This window comes from Dickeya lacustris, from assembly GCF_029635795.1.
GTDB lineage: Bacteria > Pseudomonadota > Gammaproteobacteria > Enterobacterales > Enterobacteriaceae > Dickeya > Dickeya lacustris.
Genome location: NZ_CP114280.1, coordinates 178793 through 201558, shown reverse-complemented (window position 1 = coordinate 201558; position 22766 = coordinate 178793). Strand labels below are relative to the sequence as shown.

Here is a 22766-nt window from a genome sequence, read left to right as displayed (position 1 = left end):
GGCTCAGTCCTTTACCTGACGCACCACGTCAATCACGCTGCCGTCACGGTAGCGGATCACCCCCACGATGCGCTCGTGGAACTCAATCGCCTTCGGCTCGCCCGCCAGCGCCACCGCACGCTGGTACAGCTCGTCAATCGACATCACGCTCAGGCCCGCCGCCGTCAGCCGTGCCGCCACCTCCGGGCGCAGCGGGTTCACCGCTATCCCGTGGTCCGTCACCAGCACGTCTATCGCGCTGCCCGGCGTCACGCACGTCGTCACCTGACGCACCACCGTCGGAATGCGGCTGCGTATCAGCGGCGCCACCACTATCGTCAGGTTCGCCGCCGTCGCCACGTCACAGTGACCGCCCGACGCCCCGCGCATCACCCCGTCCGACCCGGTGATGACATTCACGTTGAACTGCGTGTCGATTTCCAGCGCACTCAATATCACCACGTCCAGCTGGTCGCAGCACGCCGCCTTCGCACTCGGGTTCGCGTACACGTTGGTCGAGATTTCCACGTGCTGCGGGTTCTTCGCCAGCGATGCCGCCGCGTTCGCGTCAAAGCACTGCGTGTCCAGCAGCGTCTCTATCAGCCCCTTCTCGTGCAAATCCACCAGACTCCCGGTGATGCCGCCCAGCGCAAACCGCGCCACCACGCCCTGCTTCTGCATCCGCTCTTCCAGAAAACGCGTGCACGCCGTCGAGGCCGCCCCCGAGCCGGTCTGCATCGAGAAGCCGCTCTTAAAGTACCCCGAGTGCTCGATAACGTCCGCCGCCCGCCGCGCTATCAGCAGCTCGCGCGGGTTGCTGGTCACGCGCGCCGCCCCCACGCTGATTTTCGCCGGGTCGCCCACTTCGTCCACCGGCACCACAAAATCCACCTGGTCCTGCACGATGCTCGCCGGCATGTTCGGGAACGGCACCAGGCTCTCCGTCAGCAGCACCACCGTCTTCGCATACTGCGCATCCACCATCGCATACCCCAGCGACCCGCAGCGCGATGTCCCCGACGTGCCGTTGGCATTGCCGAACTCGTCGCTCGCCGGTACCCCGAGAAACGCCACGTCTATCGTCAGCTCCCCGCTCTGCAGCAGGTGCACCCGCCCGCCGTGCGAGTGGATTTGCACCGGCTCTGCCATCAGACCGTGCGATATCGCGTCCGCCAGCCTGCCGCGCATCCCCGAGGTGAAGATACGGGTGATGACCCCGTTGCGGATGTGCTCTATCAGCGGCGCGTTGCAGGTCATCAGCGAGCTCGACGCCAGCGTCAGGTTTTTAAACCCCATCCGGGCCAGCGTCTCCACCACCCGGTTTATCACCTTGTCCCCTTCGCGGAACGCATGGTGGAAGGAAATCGTCATCCCGTCCGTCAGCCCGCTCTTGCGTACCGCCTCTTCCAGGTCGGCACACAGCTTGCGCTCGTGCTTCGCCGTCAGGTCGTCCAGCCACGGCGTGGCGCTGTTCGCCCCCGTAAACGGGCGCAGCTGGCCCAGTCGCGCATACTGCTGTTGCAGTGCTTCTATCATGTTGCTCATCATTCCAGTCCTGTCTGTTCCGCGCCTTACTTGCGCACGCCGGACGCACGCGCCGCTCGATGACCCGCCGCGCATGGTCGATTATCGGCGCATCTATCATCTTGCCGTTCAGCGATATCACCCCCAGCCCGGCCCGCTCACCCTCCTGCGCCGCCTCGATGACCAGATGGGCGTAGTCCACCTCGTCCTGCGTCGGCGCATAGGCGTTGTGCAGCAGCTCTATCTGGCGCGGGTTAATCAGCGACTTGCCGTTAAAACCCAGCCGGCGTATCAGGTCCACTTCCTTCAGAAAGCCCGCCTCGTCGCTCACGTTCGAGTACACCACGTCAAACGCGTCGATACCCGCCGCCCGCGCCGCATGCAGCACCGCGCAGCGCGCATAGAACAGCTCCGTGCCGTCGCCGCGCTCGGTCTGCATGTCCATCACGTAGTCGAACGCCGCCAGCGCAATGCCAATCATGCGCTCGGACGAGCGTGCTATCGACACCGCGTTAATCACCCCGACCGCCGACTCGATGGCCGCCATGATGCGCGTCGAGCCCACTTCCCGCCCGCACGCCTTCTCGATACGCGCCAGATGGTGCTCCAGCTCGTCCACGTCGTCGGTGGAGTCGGTCTTCGGCAGGCGTATCACATCCACCCCGCCGCGCACCGCCGCTTCCAGGTCTTTCAGGCCGAACGGCGTGTTCAGCTGGTTGATGCGCACCACGGTCTCAATCTCGCGGTACATCGGGTGTTGCAGCGCGTGGTACACCAGCAGCCGCGCCGTGTCCTTCTCGCGCAGTGACACCGCATCCTCCAGGTCGAACATGATGGAGTCAGGCTGGTAGATGAAGGCGTTGGACAGCATGGCGGCATTCGCCCCCGGCAGGAACAACATACTGCGCCGCAGTCTTTTCGGTTCGGTCGTGCTCATCACAGCTTCTCCCACGCTATCTCGTCAATACCGGCAGCGCGCAGCACCGCACTCTGTACCCGGGCGCGTATCACACAGTCCAGCGCCCCCTTGTCGTCCACCACCACCGTGCCGGACGTCACGCCCAGCCGGTGCAGCGTCTCGTCCACCACCTGCCGTATCTGCCCGCCAAACTGCTTGATGACCTCGCTGTTGATGACCACGGTCAGCGCACCCTCGGCCGGCGCCACCTTCACCAGCAGGTCGCTGGACTCGAAGGTGCCCGCCAGGGCTTCCTTGATTATATTCATGGTGTGTTTTACCTGCTTGATACCTAAAAACGCGTTACGCGCAGGCGAGCTCGCCATAGCGCTGTAACTGCACAAATGTGGTGGCCGGCACCCTCTCGCGGATAGCCTCAAACTCCCGCTGCGCCAGCAGCCGCCTCACCTCCGATGCCGATATCGCCTGCCCCGCCGCCTCCCGCGCGCGCTCGATTTCCACCACCTCCAGCGCCGGCGCCGCCACCCGGCCCGGCTGCTCCAGCCAGTGGTGCATCGCCGCGTTGTAGTGCCGCGTCACCGGGCAGAACGGCTCGGTGCCGACAAAACGCCGCGTGATACCCAGCGCCGGGGCGATGTAACGCCGGAAGATAATCAAATCCAGCGCCGCGTGCGCCTCGGTGATGCGCTGCGCCTCCTTGAGAAAGTACCCCGGAAAGGTCGCCTTCGATATCAGGTAGTGCGACCCGGCATGCACCGTCAGGTTCGGGATGTGTGACACCCCCTGCTGCACCATCGCCAGCCGCTCGCTGAACGGAAAGAACGACGCATCCTCGCGCACCACGAAGATATGCAGCCAGTCGCACGCCGCTGCCGCCTGCTCCGCCAGATAGCGGTGCCCCAGCGTGAACGGGTTGGCGTTCATCACGATGGCCCCGATGTGCGCCCCCGGCTTCGCCTGCGACGCCAGCGTCTGGCAATACTGCCGGATGCCTATCGGCGTGTTCTCCATCAGCACCGCCTGGTCCTCGTAACAGGCCAGCGGGTAAAACCCGCAGCCCCGGAACACCGGCACATTGCAGGGCCGCGTGTAGAGAAACAGGTGGAACAGCCCGCGTCCGGCGGCAAACTGCACCACCTCGTTGACTATCGTCACCCCCAGACTCAGCTCGCGGTAATCCGGGTCAACCGCCACGCACTTGATGGTGCTCGCGCACAGCCCGGCGCACGCCACCACGCGCCCCTGGTGGCGGCCCACCACAAAAAATTCGATATCGTCGTCCAGGCCCAGCTGACAACGCGCCAGCAGCGGCCCGACGTCCGTCAGCACCCGGGGGTGGCGCGCCACCTCGTGGGGGGGTAAATGTCACACTCTCATCGGCATACATGGGGGTATCCTGCTGGTTGCTCGCGGCCCGACCGGGCGACTCAGTGACCGACGGCCACGGCCTGACGCGCCCTGACCGGCCGCGCGGCTTCGCCGATGGTGTTACGCAGGTGGCCGACATGCTCTATCTCCACCTCGATGCTGTCACCCGGCTGCATGAACAGCGGCGGATTACGCTTCTTGCCCACCCCGCCCGGCGACCCGGTAATGATGACGTCACCGGCACTGAGCGCGGTGAAGGTGCTGATATACTCAATCAGGTCGGCCACCTTGTGGATCATGCTCGCCGTGGTGTCATCCTGCACCATCCGCCCGTTCAGGTAGGTGCGGATGGCCAGCGCATGCGGGTCGGGGATTTCGTCACGGGTGGTCAGGTACGGCCCGAACGCGCCGGTCTTCTGCCAGTTCTTGCCCGCCGTGAACCAGCTGTGCTGCCAGTCACGCGCCGAGCCGTCCATGTAGCAGCTGTAACCGGCGACAAACCCGAGCGCCTCGTCGCGGGCAATGTTCTGCCCGTCGCGGCCAATGATGACCGCCAGCTCGCCTTCGTAGTCAAACTCGCTGGAGTAGTGCGGCTTGAGCACCGGGGTGCCGTGGCCGGTCTGCGAATCCGGGAAGCGCACGAACAGCGTCGGGGCCGGGTTCAGCTCGTTGAACTCCTTGCGCTTGTCGGCGTAGTTCATGCCGACGCAGAGGATTTTGGAAGGCGAGACAATCACCGGCAGAAAGGTGACGTCAGCGACGGCCACATCCGGGGTCTCTCCCTGGAAGGCGGCGGCCACGTCGAGCGCATCGGCGGCCAGCAGCGCTTTGAGGTCGGGGTAACGTTCGCCCAGACGACGGCCCAAATCAATCAGCCCGGCGGAGGTGTAAATACCGTAACTGTTGTTGCCCTGATGGCGATAACTTGCAAGTTTCATAATCTTTCCTGTTTCAATAAAGCCGCAACGTATTGCGGCGTTATTTGTTTTTGTCGTAAACCGTCACACCAAGAATTTGCCGAGAACCAGCAAAGCCACGGAGACGTTGATCGCGCCACCGATACGGGTCGCAATCTGAGCAAAAGGCATCAGCACCATACGGTTGCCAGCAGTGAGGATAGCCACGTCGCCAGTACCGCCCTGCCCGCTCTGGCAGCAAGAGATGATGGCAACATCAATTGGATGCATACCGATTTTCTTACCAACAAAGAAACCGGTCGTGACCAGTGCCACAACAGTGGACACAATCACCAGCAGATTGGTAATCGTGAAGGCATGCACCAGCTCTTCCCAAGGGGTAATGGCCACGCCAACGGCGAACAGAATCGGATAGGTCACAGAAGTCTGGAAGAATTTGTACACCACCTGAGAGCCTTCCAGCAGACGCGGGGAAGCACCGTTAACCAGTTTCACGATAACCGCAGCAAACAGCATGCCAACCGGTGCAGGCAGACCAATCAGTTTGTGGCCCAGCATACCGATCATGTACAGCAGGATAGCCAACAGCGCGCCTGCAGCCAGGTTAGCCGGGTCCATTTTGCCGCTCAGAGTGCTGGTCAGCGAAGCCGGAGCCTGTTCAGGGCTGTTTGCTTTATTCGGCATCAGATCGCCTTCACCCGTCAGGTGTGGGTAGCGTTTGCCCAGTTGGTTCAGCACGCCAGCAAGAACGATGGCGGTCAGGCTGCCCAGCATCACGATCGGCAGGATGCGCCCCAAAGCAACCCCTTGATCCATGTGCAGTATTGCTGCGTAGCCAATAGAAAGCGGGATAGCACCTTCACCTACACCACCCGCCATGATGGGCAGCACCAGGAAGAAGAAGATCTGGAAAGGATCCATGCCCAGCATAATGCCGACGCCCATACCCACCAGCATGCCCACAATTTCACCGCACAGCATGGGGAAGAAAATACGCAGGAAGCCCTGGATCAGCGTCTGCCGATTCATGCTCATGATACTGCCGACGATGATGCAGCAGATATACAGATACAGAATGTTGGTGGACTTATAGAATTTGGTGGTGGAATCCACAACAACTTGCGGCAGCAAGCCGTAATACACCAATGCAGACGGGATAAAGGTGGCGCAAATCGCCGCTGCACCCATTTTTCCGATGAACGGCAAGCGCTTACCGAATTCACCACAGGCAAAACCGAAGAACGCGAGTGTAGCAACCATCACCACGATGTCGCTGGGCAGTTTGCCTTCAAGGCAGTCCAGCGCAATCAATAAACCAGCCAGAATAAACAGCGGCACTGGAATAACACCAATTTTGTAGTTATCCAGAACATGCCACCACTTTTCTTTTAATGAAGCCTGCCCAGAGGCCTCCTCTTTCACAACAATATAAGAATCATCAGTGGTACTCATAACCTTCTCCCCTTGTTATTTTCCCGGGCATAGTAAGAGGTCAAGTCCTATTATTATGTGACAATCTTCAAATTAAAAAATGAGTTTTAATGGCACTTATGGTTTTAATGGTTTTAATATTTTTATTCATTTAAATCAATAAATTAAAAACCAACAGAAATAGCGCCCGCATCATAATTTTTATGGTTTTTATGGCGTAAAAGGCATCGTGAACAATAAATAAACTTCATGTTTATAAAAAGTAAATTTTATGAAATAAAAAGTAATCTTTATTTCACAGGGAATTCAAAAATGCCAATAAATATCAATACCACTTTTTACGCGTAGCGCTTCACAAGACGGTTTTTTAGCCCCTTCTTTTTACGCCTTTCATGATAAATTAGCTATCGTCAATTCAGCACTCCACAGGTAATAGGCACAATATGGCTGTAAAACTTCCTTTTCATATCAAACTGTTTATCTACCTGATGATCTTTTTCTCGTTACTGCTTATCAGCGCTGGCGTTTACTATTATCGCGCCGTGGATCAACAGCTCTATGATGAACTTGGGAGCCGGGCCCAGATTCAAGCCAGAGAGATAGCGATTATTCCTTCACTGGTTGACGCGGTAAAACAGCGCGACACCACCACTATCGATAATTTGGTTGATCAGATCAAAGCGCGCAGCGATGCCAGCTTTATCGTGATTGGCGATAACACGGCCACGCACCTCTATCATTCCGAAGAGCCTTCGCTGCTGGGCACCGAAATGATCGGCGGAGATAACAAAGAGGTGCTCGATGGACAAAGCTCTATTACGTTACGTCGAGGCGCCATCGGCATTTCTCTGCGCAGCAAAGCACCGATTATGGATGGCGATCGCGTTATTGGTATTGTCTCTGTGGGGTATTTGAAAAAACGCATTGATAACCTGACATGGAGCAAAGTGGCCAGTGTCGGGTTGTTCATCGCCGTCATGCTGGTCGCGCTGTTCTTCTTTTCATGGTGGTTTTCCCGCAATTTGAAAAAGCAGATGTTTGGTCTGGAGCCTCTAGAAATAAGGCTGCTGGTTCGTCAACAAAAAGCGCTGCTGGAGTCTATTTATGAAGGGGTTATTGCTATTGATCAGCAGCGGCGTATCGCGGTTATCAACCACGCTGCCAAAGATTTGCTTGGACTCAGCATGCCTTCCTGGCAATTGCGCGGCTTACCGATAGACGATGTCATTACACCGGTGCCCTTTTTCTGCTGCGACACCATGTGGGAAAACGATACACATGATGAGATTTGCCGCTTCAATCAGGTGACGGTCATTGCCAGCCGGGTTCGCATTATGCTTGAGGACGAATTACAAGGTTGGGTCATCAGCTTTCGCGACAAAAATGATATTCACACGCTGAGTATGCAGTTAAGTCAGGTCAAACGTTATGCCAACAGCCTGCGTATTCTGCGCCATGAACAGTTGAACTGGACGGCGACACTGGCAGGCTTACTCCACCTGAAACGTTATGAAGAGGCGATTCGCTATATCGAAGCGCAATCGGAAGGCGCGCAGGCGGTATTGGATTTCATCTCCAGCCGTATTTGTTCACCGGCTCTATGCGGTTTACTGCTCGGTAAATTCGCCAGCGCGCGTGAAAAAGGCATCGAATTACGGTTTGATCCGCGCTGTCAACTCAACACCATTCCCCCATCACTGAGTGAAACCGAGCTTATGTCAATCATTGGCAATGTTATTGATAACGCCGTCGAAGCCACGCTCGCCAGCCAACTGCCCTACTCCCCTGTTGAGGTGTATATCTATGATGGCGAACAAGAACTGGTCATCGAAGTGGCCGATCAGGGCACAGGGATTGACCCCGACATTGCCGATAGGGTATTTGAGATGGGTGTCACCAGTAAACTGGAGGGCGATCACGGTCTTGGGCTGCATTTAGTCTCAAGCTATGTCAGCCAGGCTCAAGGGGTCATCGAAGTGTCAGATAACCCTCCGCATGGTGCCATTTTTTCTATTTTTATTCCTAAAAACACCACGTTTAACCAACCTATAACCTAAAAAAAGAGAACGAAAGTACCATGCCAATCGCGAGCACCACACCAACGGAAAGGCCGATTGAAAACTTCGACGTCCTGATTGTTGAAGATGAACGCAAGTTAGCCAACATTCATGCTGAATTTATCGAAAAGCATTTTGCGCTGAAAGTCGTGGGCACAGCGTCAACGTTGCTGGAAGCGAAACGGATGCTGCAACAATACAAACCTCGATTGATGCTGCTGGATAACTATCTGCCCGATGGTGAAGGCGTTCAGCTTATCGAAAGTGAGTTAATGCGCAGTATTAACTGCTCGGTTATTTTTATTACCGCAGCCAGCGACATGAATACGTGCGCACAGGCTATCCGCTGTGGTGCATTTGATTACATCATCAAACCGGTTTCCTATCCCCGGTTGCGCTCCTCATTAGAGCGTTTTATCCAGTTTGTAAAAACCCAACACACCTATAAGGTGGTTGATCAGCAAAACGTAGATGTACTCTATCAATTGCAGGCGTCAACGGCCCCCAACGGGCCAGGCAGCAAAGGCATTGAGGAGAATACGCTCAATCTGGTAAAGCAGCTTTTTGAAGACGATCCTGCGGCGTTATTTTCCGTCGATGAGGTGGTCGCCCACACCGGACTGAGTAAAACCACGGCGCGACGCTATCTGGAGTTTGGTCTGGAAAATCATTTTCTGGATGTGGAAATGCGTTACGGTAAGATTGGTCATCCTCGTCGGCTCTACCGTAAAAAACAGCTGGACTAGACAGCGACATTCCTGATTTTTTCTGGCGTCATCGCCTGCTTGCCCAGGGGCGACAAACGTCAGTCGCCCCTGTTGCCCCGCCCCGAGCAACGCATGCGCGTGTTTAGAATGCCATCGTCATCGGGTCAGGGTGTTGGTATTCAAACCCAAGTTCAACACAAATACGCTGCCCGTCAATAATTCTGGCAGCGGAGGGATCGCCTGGTAAAAACTGCGGGGGTTCGAGCCCCATCCGGCGTGCTTGCTGCGGATAAAAATCCTGCTTGGCTGGGTGGACGGGCGCGCATAAGTTATACAGGTGCCCGCCATGTGGCCGTTGCAGCAACAGCTGAATCGCGCCAATCACATCCTCAAGATGCACCAGATTCACGCCGTGACTCCCGTCTGCAACGTCATGACGTCCGGCAAGGAAACGTCCGGGGTGACGATTATCGCCGACGAGCCCGGCAAGCCTGAGGATATCCACTTCGGTATGCGGTAGCGCATGCAGCCATTGTTCAAGTTGATGCAATACCTGCCCTGCATGCGTTTGCGGGCGTGGTTCGCAGTTCTCTTTTATCCGCCCGCTGACTGCGCCATACACTGAAATCGAACTGGTATAAATAATACGCGCTACGCCGAACGCCAGTGCGCTATTCACGACCTGTTCGACCGCCTGTAAATAGGGCCCACCCGCGCGCTCGACACGTCCCGGCGGCAGGGTAATCACCAGCGCATCGACATCGAGTAATGCGGCCAGAACCTCTGCGTCCGTGTTCGGCGCAGAGGTCAGATTCAACCGATGACATGCGATGCCGGACAAACGTGCGGCATTCACGCCATCCTCCGTCGTTTTACTGCCAACAACCTGATACCCGCGAGATTGCAAGGCCAACGCTAACGGCATGCCAAGCCAGCCAAGTCCGATAATCGATACTTTCTTCATACTGTTTCTGACCTCCCGGCCCAATTGCTGTCTCTTGAATTGCACCACGGGGATATTATGCACCCGCCGCAGAGGTTATCTCTAGACTGAATCCGCAATCTGGTTAAACGCCGCCCGCGATAAAAAAATGTTGCGCGAGGCTAGCAACATGGTTTAGGTTATTTCCCTACAGGCGCTGGTGTGAGACCATCGGGCAACCAGCCGCAATATACCGAAACAGACGAAGAGAAAAATTATGTTACGCGTTAACTCTAACCACCATCATCACCATCACCCTGACTAGTCTTTCAGGCGATTGGTGCTGGAAGACGACCTATCTTCCAGTGGCGGTAAACGCGTAGAAAAGCCCCCGGAAGATTGATTCCGGGGGCTTTTTTATTGGCCGGAATTTTTTAAAAAGCCTGCTTAACAGGCATCACAGACAGGATAAATTGAGGTTCACATGCTGGATAAATCACGTTTACGTATCGCAATGCAGAAATCAGGCCGCCTGAGCGATGATTCAAGGGAGTTGCTGGCTCGTTGTGGTATTAAGATCAACCTGCACCAGCAGCGTTTGATAGCGTTCGCCGAGAACATGCCTATCGATATTCTGCGGGTACGCGATGACGATATTCCCGGTCTGGTGATGGACGGCGTCGTTGATTTGGGCATTATCGGCGAGAATGTGCTGGAAGAAGAGTTGCTCAACCGTCGTGCGCAAGGCGAAGACCCACGTTACTTCACGCTGCGCCGCCTCGATTTCGGTGGTTGCCGCCTGTCTTTGGCGATGCCGCTGGATGAGGAATACACCGGCCCGCAATGTCTGCACAATAAACGTATTGCCACCTCCTACCCTCACCTGCTGAAAAAATACCTTGATAAGCAAGGCGTCAACTTTAAATCCTGCCTGCTTAACGGTTCTGTCGAAGTCGCCCCGCGCGCTGGCCTTGCCGATGCTATCTGCGATTTGGTGTCTACCGGCGCGACGCTTGAGGCCAACGGCCTGCGTGAAGTTGAAGTGATTTATCGCTCCAAAGCCTGCCTTATCCAGCGTGATGGCGAGATGCCAGCGGAAAAACAGCAGTTAATCGACAAACTGCTGACACGTATGCAAGGCGTGATTCAGGCCCGTGAATCCAAGTACATCATGTTGCATGCCCCGAGCGAACGTTTGGAGGAAGTCATCGCCTTGCTGCCGGGCGCCGAACGGCCGACCATCCTGCCGCTGGCTGGCGATCAGAATCGTGTCGCTATGCACATGGTGAGCAGCGAAACCCTGTTTTGGGAAACGATGGAGAAACTGAAATCACTCGGCGCCAGCTCTATTCTGGTATTGCCAATCGAGAAAATGATGGAGTAACGCGATGAGCAACCGCTTCAACACCCTGATTGACTGGCAAGCATGCAGCGAAGACGAGCGACGCCAGTTGCTGACTCGCCCGGCTATCTCCGCGTCTGACAAAATCAGCGCGATCGTCAGTGACATTCTGGCTGAGGTTCGCCGTCAAGGCGACGACGCATTACGCGATTACAGCGCCCGTTTTGACAAAGTACAGGTCAAACAGCTGCGTATCACGGATGAGGAGATTCAGGCCGCCGCCGCTCGCCTTGGCGATGATATCAAGCAAGCCATGAGTAATGCGGTACGTAATATCGAGCGCTTTCACAACGCGCAAAAACTGCCTACGGTGGACGTCGAAACGCAGCCAGGCGTGCGTTGCCAGCAACTTACCCGCCCGATCGCCAGCGTTGGGCTCTATATTCCAGGCGGTTCAGCGCCGCTGTTATCCACCGTCTTGATGCTGGCAACCCCGGCCCGCATCGCCGGATGCCAGCGCGTTATTCTCTGCTCACCACCGCCGATTGCAGATGAAATTCTCTATGCTGCACAGTTATGTGGCGTACAGGAAGTCTTCCAGCTAGGTGGCGCGCAAGCGATTGCCGCCATGGCATTCGGCACAGACAGCGTGCCCAAAGTGGATAAAATCTTTGGCCCCGGTAATGCGTATGTCACCGAAGCGAAACGACAGATAAGTCAGTTACTCGATGGCGCAGCGATTGACATGCCAGCAGGCCCGTCTGAAGTGCTGGTGATAGCCGATAGCGGCGCAACGCCAGATTTCATCGCAGCAGATTTACTTTCACAAGCCGAACACGGCCCAGACTCTCAGGTTATTCTGCTCACGCCGGATGCAACCCTCGCCCGTGCCGTTATCGACGCCGTCGCGCGGCAACTGGCCACATTGTCACGCGCAGAGATTGCGCGGCAAGCGCTCGATAGCAGCCGGGTCATCGTTACGCGTGATGTGGAACAGTGTCTTGAGATAAGCAACCAATATGGGCCTGAACACCTGATTATCCAGACGCGCAACGCCGCATCGCTGGTCGATGGTATTACCAGCGCCGGATCGGTGTTTTTAGGTGACTGGTCGCCCGAATCTGCCGGTGATTATGCCTCTGGCACCAATCATGTGCTGCCGACCTACGGTTACACCGCCACGTACTCAAGTCTGGGGCTGGCGGATTTCCAAAAACGCATGACCGTACAACAACTCTCACCGGAAGGCCTGTTGGGGCTAGCGTCCACCATTGAAATTATGGCCCAGGCCGAGCAGCTCACCGCACACAAAAACGCCGTGACATTACGCGTCAACGCCTTAAAGGAGCAAGCATGAGCATTGAGAATCTGGCACGCGACAATGTGCGCCGCCTGACGCCTTACCAGTCTGCGCGCCGCTTGGGCGGCAATGGCGATGTCTGGCTGAATGCCAATGAATATCCGCAGGCGACGGAATACCAGTTGACTATCCAGACGTTAAACCGCTACCCGGAATGTCAGCCCGCTCAGGTGATTACGCGCTATGCCGCTTACGCTGGCGTAAACCCGGATCAGGTGCTGGTTAGCCGTGGTGCCGATGAAGGCATTGAGCTGTTGATCCGCGCTTTTTGTGAGCCGGGTAAAGACGCGGCGCTGTTCTGCCCGCCGACCTATGGCATGTACGCCGTCAGCGCGGAAACCTTGGGTGTCGAGCGGCGTGTCGTACCCGCGCGCGCTGACTGGCAACTGGATATTGACGCGATTGCGCAATCGCTGGATAACGTCAAAGTTATTTATGTCTGTTCACCCAATAACCCCACAGGCAACCTGATCAACCCAGACTCTCTGCATCGTTTGCTGGAGCTGGCGCGCGGCCGGGCGATTGTCGCTATCGATGAGGCTTACATCGAATTCTGCCCTCAGGCAACGACGGTGGGCTGGCTGGCACAATATCCGCATCAAGTCGTGCTGCGCACACTCTCTAAAGCCTTTGCGCTGGCAGGGCTGCGCTGTGGTTTTACGCTGGCAAGCCCTGAAATCATCACGCTGCTGCTAAAAGTGATTGCGCCTTATCCATTGGCCCTGCCTGTCGCGGATATCGCAGCACAGGCCTTATCAGAGGCAGGGCTTGCAGACATGCGCCGCCATGTTGCCGAGGTGTGCGACAACCGCAGTTGGTTAGTTGAGGCATTAGACGCCCTGCCCATTACACAACAGGTCTATCCCGGCGAAGGCAATTATGTGCTGGTGCGCTTTAGCGATTCGCCAGCCGTCTTTAAAGCCTTGTGGGATCAGGGCATTATTTTACGCGATCAAAACAAACAACCGGGGTTGGCAGGCTGTCTTCGCATCAGCATTGGCACCCGCTATGAGTGCGAGCGCGTTATCAACGCGTTGCGCGCGTTATCAGACACAACGGCATAAATTGAGGAATCACCGTGGGATTAAAGTACCTTTTCATCGACCGTGACGGCACGCTGATTGCCGAGCCCCCTGAAGATTTTCAGGTTGATCGGCTGGACAAGCTGGCGCTGGAGCCGGATGTGATTCCCTCATTGCTGTCGTTGCAGCAAGCCGGTTTTAAACTGGTGATGATCACGAATCAGGATGGTCTTGGCACCAGCAGTTTTCCGCAGGCGGATTTTGATCCGCCACATCAGCTGATGATGCAAATTTTCACCTCTCAGGGCATCCACTTTGAACGCGTCTTGATTTGCCCGCATTTCCCCGGCGATAACTGCGATTGCCGTAAGCCCAAAACCGCTCTGGTCGATGCCTTCCTCAAAGAGAACGTGATGGACAGCGCCAACAGCTACGTGATTGGCGACCGGGAAACCGATGTGCAGTTAGCGCAAAATATGGGGATTACCGGCCTGCGCTATCAACGTGATGGCCTTAACTGGCAGGCTATCACCACGCAACTGACGCGGCGCGATCGTCACGCCCATGTCAGCCGCATTACCCGTGAAACAGCGATTGACGTTAACGTCTGGCTCGACAGGGAAGGCAGCAGCAAAATTACCACAGGCGTCGGCTTCTTCGATCATATGCTGGATCAAATCTCCACCCATGGCGGATTTCGCATGCATATCGATGTGAAAGGTGACTTGTACATCGATGATCACCACACCGTGGAAGATACCGCGCTGGCACTGGGTGAAGCGCTGAATAAAGCGCTGGGCGATAAACGCGGTATTGGCCGGTTCGGTTTTGTGCTGCCGATGGATGAGTGCCTGGCCCGCTGCGCGCTCGATATTTCAGGGCGCCCGCACCTTGAATATAAAGCCGAATTTAACTATCAGCGCGTCGGCGATTTAAGCACCGAAATGGTCGAGCATTTCTTCCGCTCGTTATCGTATGCGATGGGTTGTACGTTGCACCTGAAAACCAAAGGCCGTAATGATCATCACCGCGTAGAAAGTCTGTTTAAGGTCTTTGGTCGTACGCTGCGTCAGGCGATTCGGGTTGATGGTAACACCCTGCCCAGCTCCAAAGGAGTGTTGTGATGAACGTCGTCATTCTGGACACCGGCTGCGCTAACCTCTCCTCGGTGATGTATGCCGTCAAGCGGCTGGGTTATGAGCCACAGGTCAGTCGCGCGCCAGAGGTGGTACTGCGTGCCGATAAACTCTTTCTGCCCGGTGTCGGTACTGCCCAGGCAGCGATGACGCAATTGGCCGAGAGAGAGCTTATCGAGTTAGTGAAAGCCTGTACCCAGCCGGTGCTGGGTATTTGCCTCGGCATGCAATTGCTGGGTAGCCACAGCGAAGAAAGCGGTGGGATACGTACCCTTGGGCTGGTTGACACGCCGGTACGACAGATGGCCGACCATGGGCTGCCGTTGCCGCACATGGGATGGAATCAGGTGACATCACAGGCAGGCCATCCCCTGTTTCGTGATATTCCAGAGGGTACCCATTTCTACTTTGTTCATAGCTATGCGATGCCACTGTGTGCCAACACCATTGCACAATCGCATTATGGCGAAGCATTCACCGCTGCTGTGCAAAAAAATAATTTCTACGGCGTCCAGTTCCATCCTGAACGCTCCGGCGCAGCCGGTGCCCGGCTACTGAAAAATTTTCTGGAGATGTAAACCGCGATGATTATTCCTGCATTAGATCTGATTGATGGACAGGTCGTCCGTTTACATCAGGGTGATTATGGGCAACAACGCCAATATGGTCACGACCCGCTGCCGCGTTTACAAGATTACCAACGGCAAGGCGCAGAGGTGTTGCATCTGGTGGATTTAACCGGAGCAAAAGACCCGTCAGCCCGGCAAATCCCGCTACTGCAAACGCTCCTGGCTGGCGTATCCGTGCCGGTACAGGTCGGCGGAGGCATTCGCAGCGAGCAAGATGTGGAAGCGCTGCTGGCCGCTGGTGCCAGCCGCGTAGTGATTGGCTCTACCGCAGTCAAACAGCCGAAAACCGTACAGCAGTGGTTCACCCGTTACGGTGCAGACGCGCTGGTGCTGGCATTAGATGTCCGCATTGATGACCAGGGTGTGAAAAACATTGCGATTAGCGGTTGGCAGGAGAACTCCGGCATAACGCTTGAGGAAACCGTCAAGAGCTACCTTCCTTTTGGCCTCAAGCATGTGCTCTGCACCGATATTTCCCGCGATGGCACGCTGCAAGGCTCAAACGTGGCGCTCTATCGGGAAATCTGTGCAAGCTACCCGCAGGTTGCTTTTCAGGCTTCCGGCGGCATCGGCTCGCTGGATGACATCCGCGCCCTGCGCGATAGCGGAGTGAAAGGGGTGATTGTTGGTCGCGCTTTACTGGAAGGCAAATTTACGGTGACGGAGGCGATTTCATGCTGGCAAAACGGATAATCCCCTGTCTGGATGTACGTGACGGGCAAGTGGTCAAAGGCGTACAGTTTCGCAACCACGAAATCATTGGCGATATCGTCCCACTGGCGAAGCGCTATGCTGAAGAGGGCGCGGATGAACTGGTATTTTATGACATTACCGCCTCGTCCGATGGCCGTGTCGTTGACAAAAGCTGGGTATCACGGGTTGCAGAGGTGATCGATATTCCGTTTTGTGTCGCTGGCGGTATTAAAAGCGTGGAAGATGCCGGGCAAATTCTCTCGTTTGGCGCAGATAAAATCTCTATCAACTCCCCCGCTCTGGCCGACCCTGATTTAATCTCACGGCTGGCCGAGCGCTACGGCGTGCAATGTATCGTTGTCGGGATTGATACCTGGTATGACGCCGACAGCGGGCTGTACCATGTGAACCAGTATACCGGTGATGAATCGCGCACCCGCGTCACGCAGTGGCAAACCCTCGACTGGGTGCAGGAAGTGCAAAAACGCGGCGCTGGCGAAATCGTGCTTAATATGATGAATCAGGATGGCGTACGTAACGGTTACGACCTGACACAGTTAAAACAGGTGCGAGACGTCTGCCACGTCCCGCTTATCGCCTCCGGTGGCGCGGGCACTATGCAGCACTTTCTTGATGCCTTTACTCACGCCGGGGTTGATGGTGCACTGGCCGCCTCCGTTTTTCATAAGCAACTGATTAATATTGGCGAACTCAAGTCTTTCCTTAAACAACAAGGTGTGGAGATCCGGGTGTGTTAACCGAACAGCAACAGAGCCAGCTTGACTGGCAAAAAACCGACGGCATGATGCCAGTCATCGTGCAACATGCGGTTTCCGGTGAAGTGCTGATGATGGGCTACATGAATCAGGAAGCATTACAGATCACGCTGCAAAGCGGTAACGTCACGTTTTACTCCCGCACCAAGCAGCGGCTGTGGACGAAGGGGGAATCATCAGGCCATTTTCTCAATGTGGTGTCTATCACTCCCGATTGCGACAATGACACCTTACTCATTCTGGTTAACCCTGTCGGCCCGACCTGTCATCTTGGCAACAGCAGTTGTTTCCACCCGGCACAGGCGCAATGGCAGTTCCTTTATCAGCTTGAGCAACTGCTGGCTGAACGCAAGCACGCAGACCCCGGTAGCTCTTATACCGCAAAACTGTATGCCAGCGGCACCAAGCGCATTGCCCAGAAAGTGGGCGAAGAAGGGCTGGAAACCGCGCTTGCCGCCACGGTGCATGACAAGGAGGAGTTGACCAACGAGGCCGCTGATTTGATGTACCATCTGCTGGTTCTGCTTCAGGATCAAGCCCTGGATCTGGGTACTATTATCGATCGCTTAAAAGAGCGGCATAACCGCTAACTCGTCACCCGCTTCACCGGTTATTTCCCTTTCCGGTGGAGCAACATCCCGTTATTTCCCTTCTTCAACACACTATTTACCCGGTTTAAACGCGCCCACCTACCTCACATTCATTAAGCTTCTCTCGCTTGCAAAAGCGGCGCAAATCGCCAGATTTTGCGTTGCTGCGGCAAAATTTGTCCTGCGTCTGTGGCGTAAACAGTCAGCGCCGCTGTGCGGGCTTTTTTACCTCAACAAGGAAAACACTATGCAACAAAAACGACGTGCCTCCCAATTTACGCTGATAGGCGTTGTGCTCACCTCTCTGTTTAGCCAGGCGGCATCGGCAGCGGACGATAACGTGATCAAACTTATCAAGAAAAACGATTTGGATAATACACGGGTGCTGACCATGTATCAGAATGGTGGCCTGGTGGTTGCAACCGAAACGCCGAACAAACTTATTCTGGTTAACCCCAAAGTCAAGATAACTAATGAGAATGCGGACAACGCCATGTCCTGGTATCGCGGTATGCAATTTGCCGAATATAAGACATTTGATGCCAACAAATATAAAACCCTGCCCTGCGTACAACAGGATAGTTTTTGTGGCATTACGCCGGAATATAATTACGCTAAAGAATATCTCACCATTCAAAACCCAGGCGTGATGATTGAGTTCCGAACCATAGAGCCGGGCTGGCTGTATAACGATTTCAGCACGAAACATCACTGCCAGATTAAAGCAGAAGGTGGTGGCACTTATGGACTCGGACAAAAAGGTACATCGGGGAGTTGTGACGCCGATTATAAGAAACAGGGACTGGGTAATATATTCAATACCTGGCTACAGGCCCCACAAAAAATAGACCCGATTATCGCCTACGTGCTGTTGGCAAAATAATCATGGCAGTTGTGACACCGCAATCCGCGACTCGCTAAAATCCCCCTGAATAGAGATAAAAAAATAGCACCCCACGGGTGCTATTATCACATAGATATGACAGTTGACTGTCACTCGTAAATATTGGCGCGGTCACGCAATTCTTTACCCGGTTTAAAATGCGGAACATATTTGCCTTCCAGCTCCACTTTTTCACCCGTTTTAGGATTACGCCCCACGCGCGGTGCACGGTAGTGGAGTGAAAAACTGCCAAACCCGCGAATCTCAATGCGGTCGCCACTGGCCAGCGTTGTAGCCATCTGTTCCAGCATCTCTTTGACGGCATCCTCAACCACTTTGGCTGGGATATGAGATTGCTGTCCAGCAAGTCTTTCGATAAGTTCAGACTTGGTCATGGTTCCTCCAAGTGTGTGGTCAGTTGATACCACATTAACTTACTACCGTTTAAGGCTGGACAGTAAACAGCATCACTGCCCAGCCCACCGTCATTACTCGCCTTTAGCGGCTTTGAATGCTTCAGCCATAGCGTTAGAGAAATTGCCTTCTTCCTGTTTGTTGTTAACAGAAGCAATAGCATCTTTCTCGTCAGCTTCATCCTTAGCACGGATGGACAGGCTAACAACGCGGTTCTTACGATCAACGCCAGTATATTTGGCTTCGATTTCATCACCCACGTTCAGAACCAGTGTGGCATCTTCAATGCGGTCGCGAGAAGCCTCAGAAGCACGCAGGTAGCCTTCAACGCCATCAGCTAATTCAACTGTAGCACCTTTAGCGTCAACTGCAGTGACTTTACCCGTAACAATCGCACCTTTCTTATTAACAGACAGGTAGTTGTTGAACGGATCTTCAGCCAGCTGTTTCACGCCCAGAGAGATACGCTCACGCTCGGCATCAACCTGCAATACAACAGCAGCGATTTCGTCGCCTTTCTTGTATTCACGAACGGCTTCTTCACCCGCTACGTTCCAGGAAATGTCAGACAGATGCACCAGACCATCGATGCCGCCATCCAGACCGATGAAGATACCAAAGTCAGTGATTGACTTGATCTTGCCTTCTACACGGTCGCCTTTGTTGTGCGTTTCAGCGAACTGCTGCCACGGATTGGCTTTGCACTGTTTCAGGCCCAGAGAGATACGACGACGTTCTTCGTCGATATCCAGAACCATCACTTCTACAACGTCGCCAACGTTAACAACTTTGGACGGGTGGATGTTTTTGTTAGTCCAATCCATCTCAGAAACGTGTACCAGACCTTCAACGCCTTCTTCGATTTCAACGAAGCAGCCGTAGTCAGTCAGGTTAGTTACACGACCAGTCAGCTTGGTGCCTTCCGGGTAACGTTTAGCGATAGCAACCCACGGATCTTCGCCCAGTTGTTTCAGGCCCAGAGATACACGGGTACGCTCACGATCGAATTTCAGCACTTTAACAGTGATTTCGTCGCCCACATTGACGATTTCGCTCGGATGTTTAACACGTTTCCAAGCCATATCGGTGATGTGCAGCAGGCCGTCAACGCCACCCAGATCAACGAATGCACCGTAGTCAGTGAGGTTCTTAACGATACCTTTAACTTCCATGCCTTCCTGCAGGTTTTCCAGCAGTTGATCGCGCTCTGCGCTGTTCTCGGACTCAATAACGGCACGACGAGAAACCACAACGTTGTTACGCTTCTGGTCCAGCTTGATCACTTTGAACTCAAGCTCTTTGCCTTCCAGATGCAGGGTGTCACGTACCGGACGAACATCAACCAGTGAACCCGGCAGGAACGCACGAATACCGTTCAGCTCAACGGTGAAACCGCCTTTTACTTTACCGTTAATGACACCGGTAACAGTAGCAGCTTCTTCGTAAGCTTTTTCCAGCATCAGCCATGCTTCGTGACGTTTCGCTTTCTCGCGAGACAGCAGCGTTTCGCCGAAGCCGTCTTCTACTGCGTCCAGCGCTACGTCAACTTCATCACCAACCTGGATTTCAATTTCACCCTGAGCGTTTTTGAACTGTTCTACCGGAATGGCAGACTCAGATTTCAGGCCGGCATCAACCAGGACAACGTCCTTGTCAATCGCAACCACAACGCCACGAACGATGGAACCCGGACGGGTTTCGATTTCTTTCAGGGATTCTTCAAAGAGTTGAGCAAAAGATTCAGTCATGTTGATAATCTTTGGGTTTTCAAATTTAACGTCCATCTGGCATCCTGCTTGATGGGGTTGTTTCACATCCCCGCAACATCCTTGCAGCGAGGTAAAAAATTTGTCAGGCTGGCAGAGAGAGCATTTCGCGAACATGCGCTAACGCGCGAGCAACCACTTCATCCAACGTCATATCGGTAGAATCAAGCAGCAAAGCGTCAGGCGCAGCGACTAATGGTGCCGCAGCGCGATTACGATCGCGGTCATCACGCTCTTTAATCTCGGACAAAAGACGTTCAAAGTTAACATTAAAGCCTTTTTCCTGCAACTGAAGCATGCGGCGTTTTGCACGCTCCTCCGCGCTGGCATCTAAAAAAATCTTTACCGGTGCGTCAGGAAAGACCACTGTTCCCATATCCCGACCGTCAGCAATAAGCCCCGGCATTTCACGAAACGCACGCTGGCGACGTAATAAAGCCTCCCGCACACGAGGAAATACGGCTACCTGTGATGCAACATTCCCCACTTCCTGTGTTCGGATCTCATTACTGACATCCTCGCCTTCCAGAATAACCTGCAATTGTTCCTGTTGCGGCACAAATCGCACATCCAGGTGAGATGCCAGAGGCACTAACGCCTCCTCAGAGGCCACATCAACCTGATGATGTAGCGCAGCGAGCGCCAGCACGCGATAAATAGCGCCAGAATCCAGCAGATTCCATTGCAACGCATTCGCCAACGCTTTACACAATGTGCCCTTACCTGCGCCACCGGGCCCGTCAACCGTAATTACCGGTGCAGTCACCGCCATTATTTACTCCTTCGAATACAGAAATCGCATGCCATTGTAGACGATACAATAAGTCATTATACCGCGCTGTGGCGAAGAACGTGAAATTAAAGACCGGTGACTGTGTAATATCGCGCAAATATGCTGATAGTCAGAACATCACACTGATGTCATAGAAGGCATTCCCCCTCTATGACATTGCCTCAGGCATGCTGGCTTAAGCGTTCCAGTTGCTGAAAATAATCAGGAAAAGTCTTGGCAGTGCATTTAGGGTCAAGAATCGTCACTGGCGTATCCGACAATGCGACCAATGAAAAACACATCGCCATGCGATGATCGTTATACGTACCTATCTCTGCCGCCTTCAACTGCGCAGGCGGCGTAATACGAATATAGTCGTGGCCTTCTTCGACCTCTGCTCCCACCTTGCGAAGCTCTATCGCCATGGCCGCTAACCGGTCAGTTTCTTTGACACGCCAATTGTAAATATTGCGCAGTGTGGTCGTGCCGCCCTGCGCAAATAATGCCGTTGTCGCAATGGTCATTGCCGCATCGGGAATATGGTTCATGTCCATATCGATTGCATGCAGCTCGCCGCGTTGGCACTCAATGTAATCGTCGCCCCAACGTATTTGAGCGCCCATTTTCTCCAGCACATCGGCAAAACGGATATCACCCTGAACACTCGCGCGCCCAACACCCGTTACGCGGATGGTTCCGCCGCGAATGGCAGCAGCCGCAAGAAAATATGATGCAGAAGATGCATCGCCTTCGACCAAATAATTTCCCGGAGAACGATAGCGCTGTTTTCCACTAATAACGAAGGTTCGATAATCAACATTGGTGACAGTTATGCCAAAGGTTTCCATCATATGTAACGTAATGTCGATATACGGTTTGGAAACCAGCTCGCCCTTAATACTGATACGCGTATCCTGACTTGCCAGCGGTGCGGCCATCAACAATGCGGTAAGAAACTGGCTGGACACGGAGCCATCAACACTCATCTCTCCCCCCTGAAAACCACCTTTTAAACGCAACGGCGGATAATTTTCTTGCTCCAGATAATCAATCAGCGCGCCACCTTGGCGTAATGCATCAACCAAGTGACCAATTGGGCGCTCTTTCATTCTGGGCTCGCCCGTCAGCACGATGTCCCCATCATTGAGACATAATGCGGCAGCTAAAGGGCGCATTGCCGTGCCCGCATTGCCAAGAAACAGCTCTAATGGGGCGGTGGTTAAAAAGGCTCTCCCCAGTCCGGTTATCTCACAAACGGTGCGATCGTCAGATAATTCATAACTCACGCCCAACAGGCTCAGTGCATTGAGCATATGGCGAACATCATCGCTATCGAGCAAATTCGTCAAACGTGTCGTGCCTTCTGCCAGCGCCGCCAGCAGTAATGCGCGGTTAGAAACACTTTTTGACCCGGGCATATTGATAGTGCCGTTAATCAATGAAATAGGGTGTAGGGTCAGGGATTCCTGCATGTGAAACCGATTCTCCAGAGAGTTGACATGAAAACCCCGGCCAGATACCGGGGTTTAAAATATTCAGTAGATTGACTGAACAGCCAT

21 protein-coding genes, 1 pseudogene and 1 other annotated feature are annotated in these 22766 nt (G+C 54.4%); of the genes and pseudogenes, 11 read left to right on the top strand and 11 right to left on the bottom strand.

Annotated elements, in window-relative coordinates:
• Positions 1–3: 3 nt before the first annotated feature.
• From citF to O1Q98_RS00860, 6 genes and pseudogenes are all read right to left on the bottom strand, one after another.
• The gene (gene citF / locus O1Q98_RS00885; protein ID WP_125261329.1) at positions 4–1524 is read right to left on the bottom strand and encodes a citrate lyase subunit alpha; all 1521 of its coding nucleotides are present in this window, start codon (positions 1522–1524) and stop codon (positions 4–6) included.
• Between the two features lie 26 nt (positions 1525–1550).
• Positions 1551–2440: pseudogene (citE, locus tag O1Q98_RS00880) on the bottom strand (citrate (pro-3S)-lyase subunit beta).
• The gene (citD, locus tag O1Q98_RS00875) at positions 2440–2730 is read right to left on the bottom strand and encodes a citrate lyase acyl carrier protein (protein ID WP_035342605.1); all 291 of its coding nucleotides are present in this window, start codon (positions 2728–2730) and stop codon (positions 2440–2442) included. The pseudogene citE and the gene citD overlap by 1 nt, the downstream one beginning before the upstream one ends.
• A 34-nt stretch (positions 2731–2764) precedes the next feature.
• Positions 2765–3751 carry a [citrate (pro-3S)-lyase] ligase gene (gene citC / locus O1Q98_RS00870; RefSeq protein WP_278142597.1) on the bottom strand — a complete coding sequence of 329 codons (987 nt, stop codon included), beginning with the start codon at positions 3749–3751 and terminating at the stop codon, positions 2765–2767.
• 98 nt (positions 3752–3849) lie between these two features.
• A complete protein-coding gene (locus O1Q98_RS00865) occupies positions 3850–4728 on the bottom strand; it encodes a fumarylacetoacetate hydrolase family protein (RefSeq protein ID WP_278142595.1) in 879 nt (292 codons plus the stop codon).
• Positions 4729–4791: 63 nt separating this feature from the next.
• Positions 4792–6159 carry a 2-hydroxycarboxylate transporter family protein gene (locus tag O1Q98_RS00860; protein ID WP_125259662.1) on the bottom strand — a complete coding sequence of 456 codons (1368 nt, stop codon included), beginning with the start codon at positions 6157–6159 and terminating at the stop codon, positions 4792–4794.
• Positions 6160–6581: 422 nt separating this feature from the next.
• On the opposite strand from O1Q98_RS00860, the gene O1Q98_RS00855 reads away from it, so the two are divergent.
• Together O1Q98_RS00855 and O1Q98_RS00850 are read left to right on the top strand one after the other, a co-directional pair.
• Positions 6582–8195: an ATP-binding protein gene (locus O1Q98_RS00855; protein ID WP_125259663.1), complete on the top strand. Its 1614-nt coding sequence runs from the start codon at positions 6582–6584 to the stop codon at positions 8193–8195.
• A gap of 20 nt (positions 8196–8215) precedes the next feature.
• The gene (locus O1Q98_RS00850) at positions 8216–8941 is read left to right on the top strand and encodes a response regulator (RefSeq protein ID WP_125259664.1); all 726 of its coding nucleotides are present in this window, start codon (positions 8216–8218) and stop codon (positions 8939–8941) included.
• A 103-nt stretch (positions 8942–9044) separates the two neighbouring features.
• Here the strand turns inward: O1Q98_RS00850 and O1Q98_RS00845 are convergent, their stop codons facing one another.
• Positions 9045–9866: an SDR family oxidoreductase gene (locus O1Q98_RS00845; RefSeq protein WP_125259665.1), complete on the bottom strand. Its 822-nt coding sequence runs from the start codon at positions 9864–9866 to the stop codon at positions 9045–9047.
• A 258-nt stretch (positions 9867–10124) separates the two neighbouring features.
• Positions 10125–10245: a sequence feature (His leader region), on the top strand.
• 63 nt (positions 10246–10308) lie between these two features.
• Here O1Q98_RS00845 and hisG point away from each other — a divergent pair.
• The 9 genes from hisG (at position 10309) to O1Q98_RS00800 (ending at position 18255) form a co-directional block, all read left to right on the top strand.
• A complete protein-coding gene (gene hisG, locus O1Q98_RS00840; RefSeq protein WP_125259666.1) occupies positions 10309–11208 on the top strand; it encodes an ATP phosphoribosyltransferase in 900 nt (299 codons plus the stop codon).
• Between the two features lie 4 nt (positions 11209–11212).
• Positions 11213–12523, top strand: coding sequence for a histidinol dehydrogenase (hisD, locus tag O1Q98_RS00835; RefSeq protein ID WP_125259667.1), 1311 nt, complete (start codon positions 11213–11215; stop codon positions 12521–12523).
• Positions 12520–13590, top strand: coding sequence for a histidinol-phosphate transaminase (gene hisC, locus O1Q98_RS00830; protein WP_125259668.1), 1071 nt, complete (start codon positions 12520–12522; stop codon positions 13588–13590). The genes hisD and hisC overlap by 4 nt, the downstream gene beginning before the upstream one ends.
• A 14-nt stretch (positions 13591–13604) precedes the next feature.
• Positions 13605–14672: a bifunctional histidinol-phosphatase/imidazoleglycerol-phosphate dehydratase HisB gene (gene hisB, locus O1Q98_RS00825; RefSeq protein ID WP_125259669.1), complete on the top strand. Its 1068-nt coding sequence runs from the start codon at positions 13605–13607 to the stop codon at positions 14670–14672.
• Positions 14672–15262, top strand: coding sequence for an imidazole glycerol phosphate synthase subunit HisH (hisH, locus tag O1Q98_RS00820; RefSeq protein ID WP_125259670.1), 591 nt, complete (start codon positions 14672–14674; stop codon positions 15260–15262). Before hisB ends, hisH begins: the two co-directional genes overlap by 1 nt.
• Before the next feature lie 6 nt (positions 15263–15268).
• A complete protein-coding gene (gene hisA / locus O1Q98_RS00815) occupies positions 15269–16006 on the top strand; it encodes a 1-(5-phosphoribosyl)-5-[(5-phosphoribosylamino)methylideneamino]imidazole-4-carboxamide isomerase (protein ID WP_125259671.1) in 738 nt (245 codons plus the stop codon).
• Positions 15988–16764, top strand: coding sequence for an imidazole glycerol phosphate synthase subunit HisF (gene hisF, locus O1Q98_RS00810; protein WP_125259672.1), 777 nt, complete (start codon positions 15988–15990; stop codon positions 16762–16764). Before hisA ends, hisF begins: the two co-directional genes overlap by 19 nt.
• Entirely contained in the window at positions 16758–17372 is a 615-nt protein-coding gene (hisIE, locus tag O1Q98_RS00805) for a bifunctional phosphoribosyl-AMP cyclohydrolase/phosphoribosyl-ATP diphosphatase HisIE (protein ID WP_125259673.1), read from the top strand. The genes hisF and hisIE overlap by 7 nt, the downstream gene beginning before the upstream one ends.
• 247 nt (positions 17373–17619) lie before the next feature.
• Positions 17620–18255 (top strand): hypothetical protein, encoded by a 636-nt coding sequence (locus tag O1Q98_RS00800; RefSeq protein WP_125259674.1) that lies wholly within the window; start codon positions 17620–17622, stop codon positions 18253–18255.
• A gap of 110 nt (positions 18256–18365) precedes the next feature.
• Here O1Q98_RS00800 and ihfB read toward each other — a convergent pair whose 3' ends face one another.
• The 4 genes from ihfB to aroA form a co-directional block, all read right to left on the bottom strand.
• Entirely contained in the window at positions 18366–18650 is a 285-nt protein-coding gene (gene ihfB, locus O1Q98_RS00795; protein WP_125259675.1) for an integration host factor subunit beta, read from the bottom strand.
• 93 nt (positions 18651–18743) lie between these two features.
• Entirely contained in the window at positions 18744–20417 is a 1674-nt protein-coding gene (rpsA, locus tag O1Q98_RS00790; RefSeq protein WP_041164946.1) for a 30S ribosomal protein S1, read from the bottom strand.
• A 103-nt stretch (positions 20418–20520) separates the two neighbouring features.
• Entirely contained in the window at positions 20521–21207 is a 687-nt protein-coding gene (gene cmk / locus O1Q98_RS00785) for a (d)CMP kinase (RefSeq protein WP_125259676.1), read from the bottom strand.
• Between the two features lie 182 nt (positions 21208–21389).
• Positions 21390–22679, bottom strand: coding sequence for a 3-phosphoshikimate 1-carboxyvinyltransferase (gene aroA, locus O1Q98_RS00780; protein ID WP_125259677.1), 1290 nt, complete (start codon positions 22677–22679; stop codon positions 21390–21392).
• Between the last annotated feature and the right edge of the window lie 87 nt (positions 22680–22766).

Coding starts and splice junctions, on each gene's coding strand:
- citF (WP_125261329.1), bottom strand. CDS start 1,524: ATGAGCAACATGATAGAAGCACTGCAACAGCAGTATGCGCGACTGGGC.
- hisA (WP_125259671.1), top strand. CDS start 15,269: ATGATTATTCCTGCATTAGATCTGATTGATGGACAGGTCGTCCGTTTA.
- O1Q98_RS00800 (WP_125259674.1), top strand. CDS start 17,620: ATGCAACAAAAACGACGTGCCTCCCAATTTACGCTGATAGGCGTTGTG.
- citD (WP_035342605.1), bottom strand. CDS start 2,730: ATGAATATAATCAAGGAAGCCCTGGCGGGCACCTTCGAGTCCAGCGAC.
- O1Q98_RS00855 (WP_125259663.1), top strand. CDS start 6,582: ATGGCTGTAAAACTTCCTTTTCATATCAAACTGTTTATCTACCTGATG.
- hisH (WP_125259670.1), top strand. CDS start 14,672: ATGAACGTCGTCATTCTGGACACCGGCTGCGCTAACCTCTCCTCGGTG.
- hisC (WP_125259668.1), top strand. CDS start 12,520: ATGAGCATTGAGAATCTGGCACGCGACAATGTGCGCCGCCTGACGCCT.
- ihfB (WP_125259675.1), bottom strand. CDS start 18,650: ATGACCAAGTCTGAACTTATCGAAAGACTTGCTGGACAGCAATCTCAT.
- rpsA (WP_041164946.1), bottom strand. CDS start 20,417: ATGACTGAATCTTTTGCTCAACTCTTTGAAGAATCCCTGAAAGAAATC.
- hisF (WP_125259672.1), top strand. CDS start 15,988: ATGCTGGCAAAACGGATAATCCCCTGTCTGGATGTACGTGACGGGCAA.
- aroA (WP_125259677.1), bottom strand. CDS start 22,679: ATGCAGGAATCCCTGACCCTACACCCTATTTCATTGATTAACGGCACT.
- cmk (WP_125259676.1), bottom strand. CDS start 21,207: ATGGCGGTGACTGCACCGGTAATTACGGTTGACGGGCCCGGTGGCGCA.
- hisG (WP_125259666.1), top strand. CDS start 10,309: ATGCTGGATAAATCACGTTTACGTATCGCAATGCAGAAATCAGGCCGC.
- O1Q98_RS00860 (WP_125259662.1), bottom strand. CDS start 6,159: ATGAGTACCACTGATGATTCTTATATTGTTGTGAAAGAGGAGGCCTCT.
- hisD (WP_125259667.1), top strand. CDS start 11,213: ATGAGCAACCGCTTCAACACCCTGATTGACTGGCAAGCATGCAGCGAA.
- O1Q98_RS00865 (WP_278142595.1), bottom strand. CDS start 4,728: ATGAAACTTGCAAGTTATCGCCATCAGGGCAACAACAGTTACGGTATT.
- O1Q98_RS00850 (WP_125259664.1), top strand. CDS start 8,216: ATGCCAATCGCGAGCACCACACCAACGGAAAGGCCGATTGAAAACTTC.
- O1Q98_RS00845 (WP_125259665.1), bottom strand. CDS start 9,866: ATGAAGAAAGTATCGATTATCGGACTTGGCTGGCTTGGCATGCCGTTA.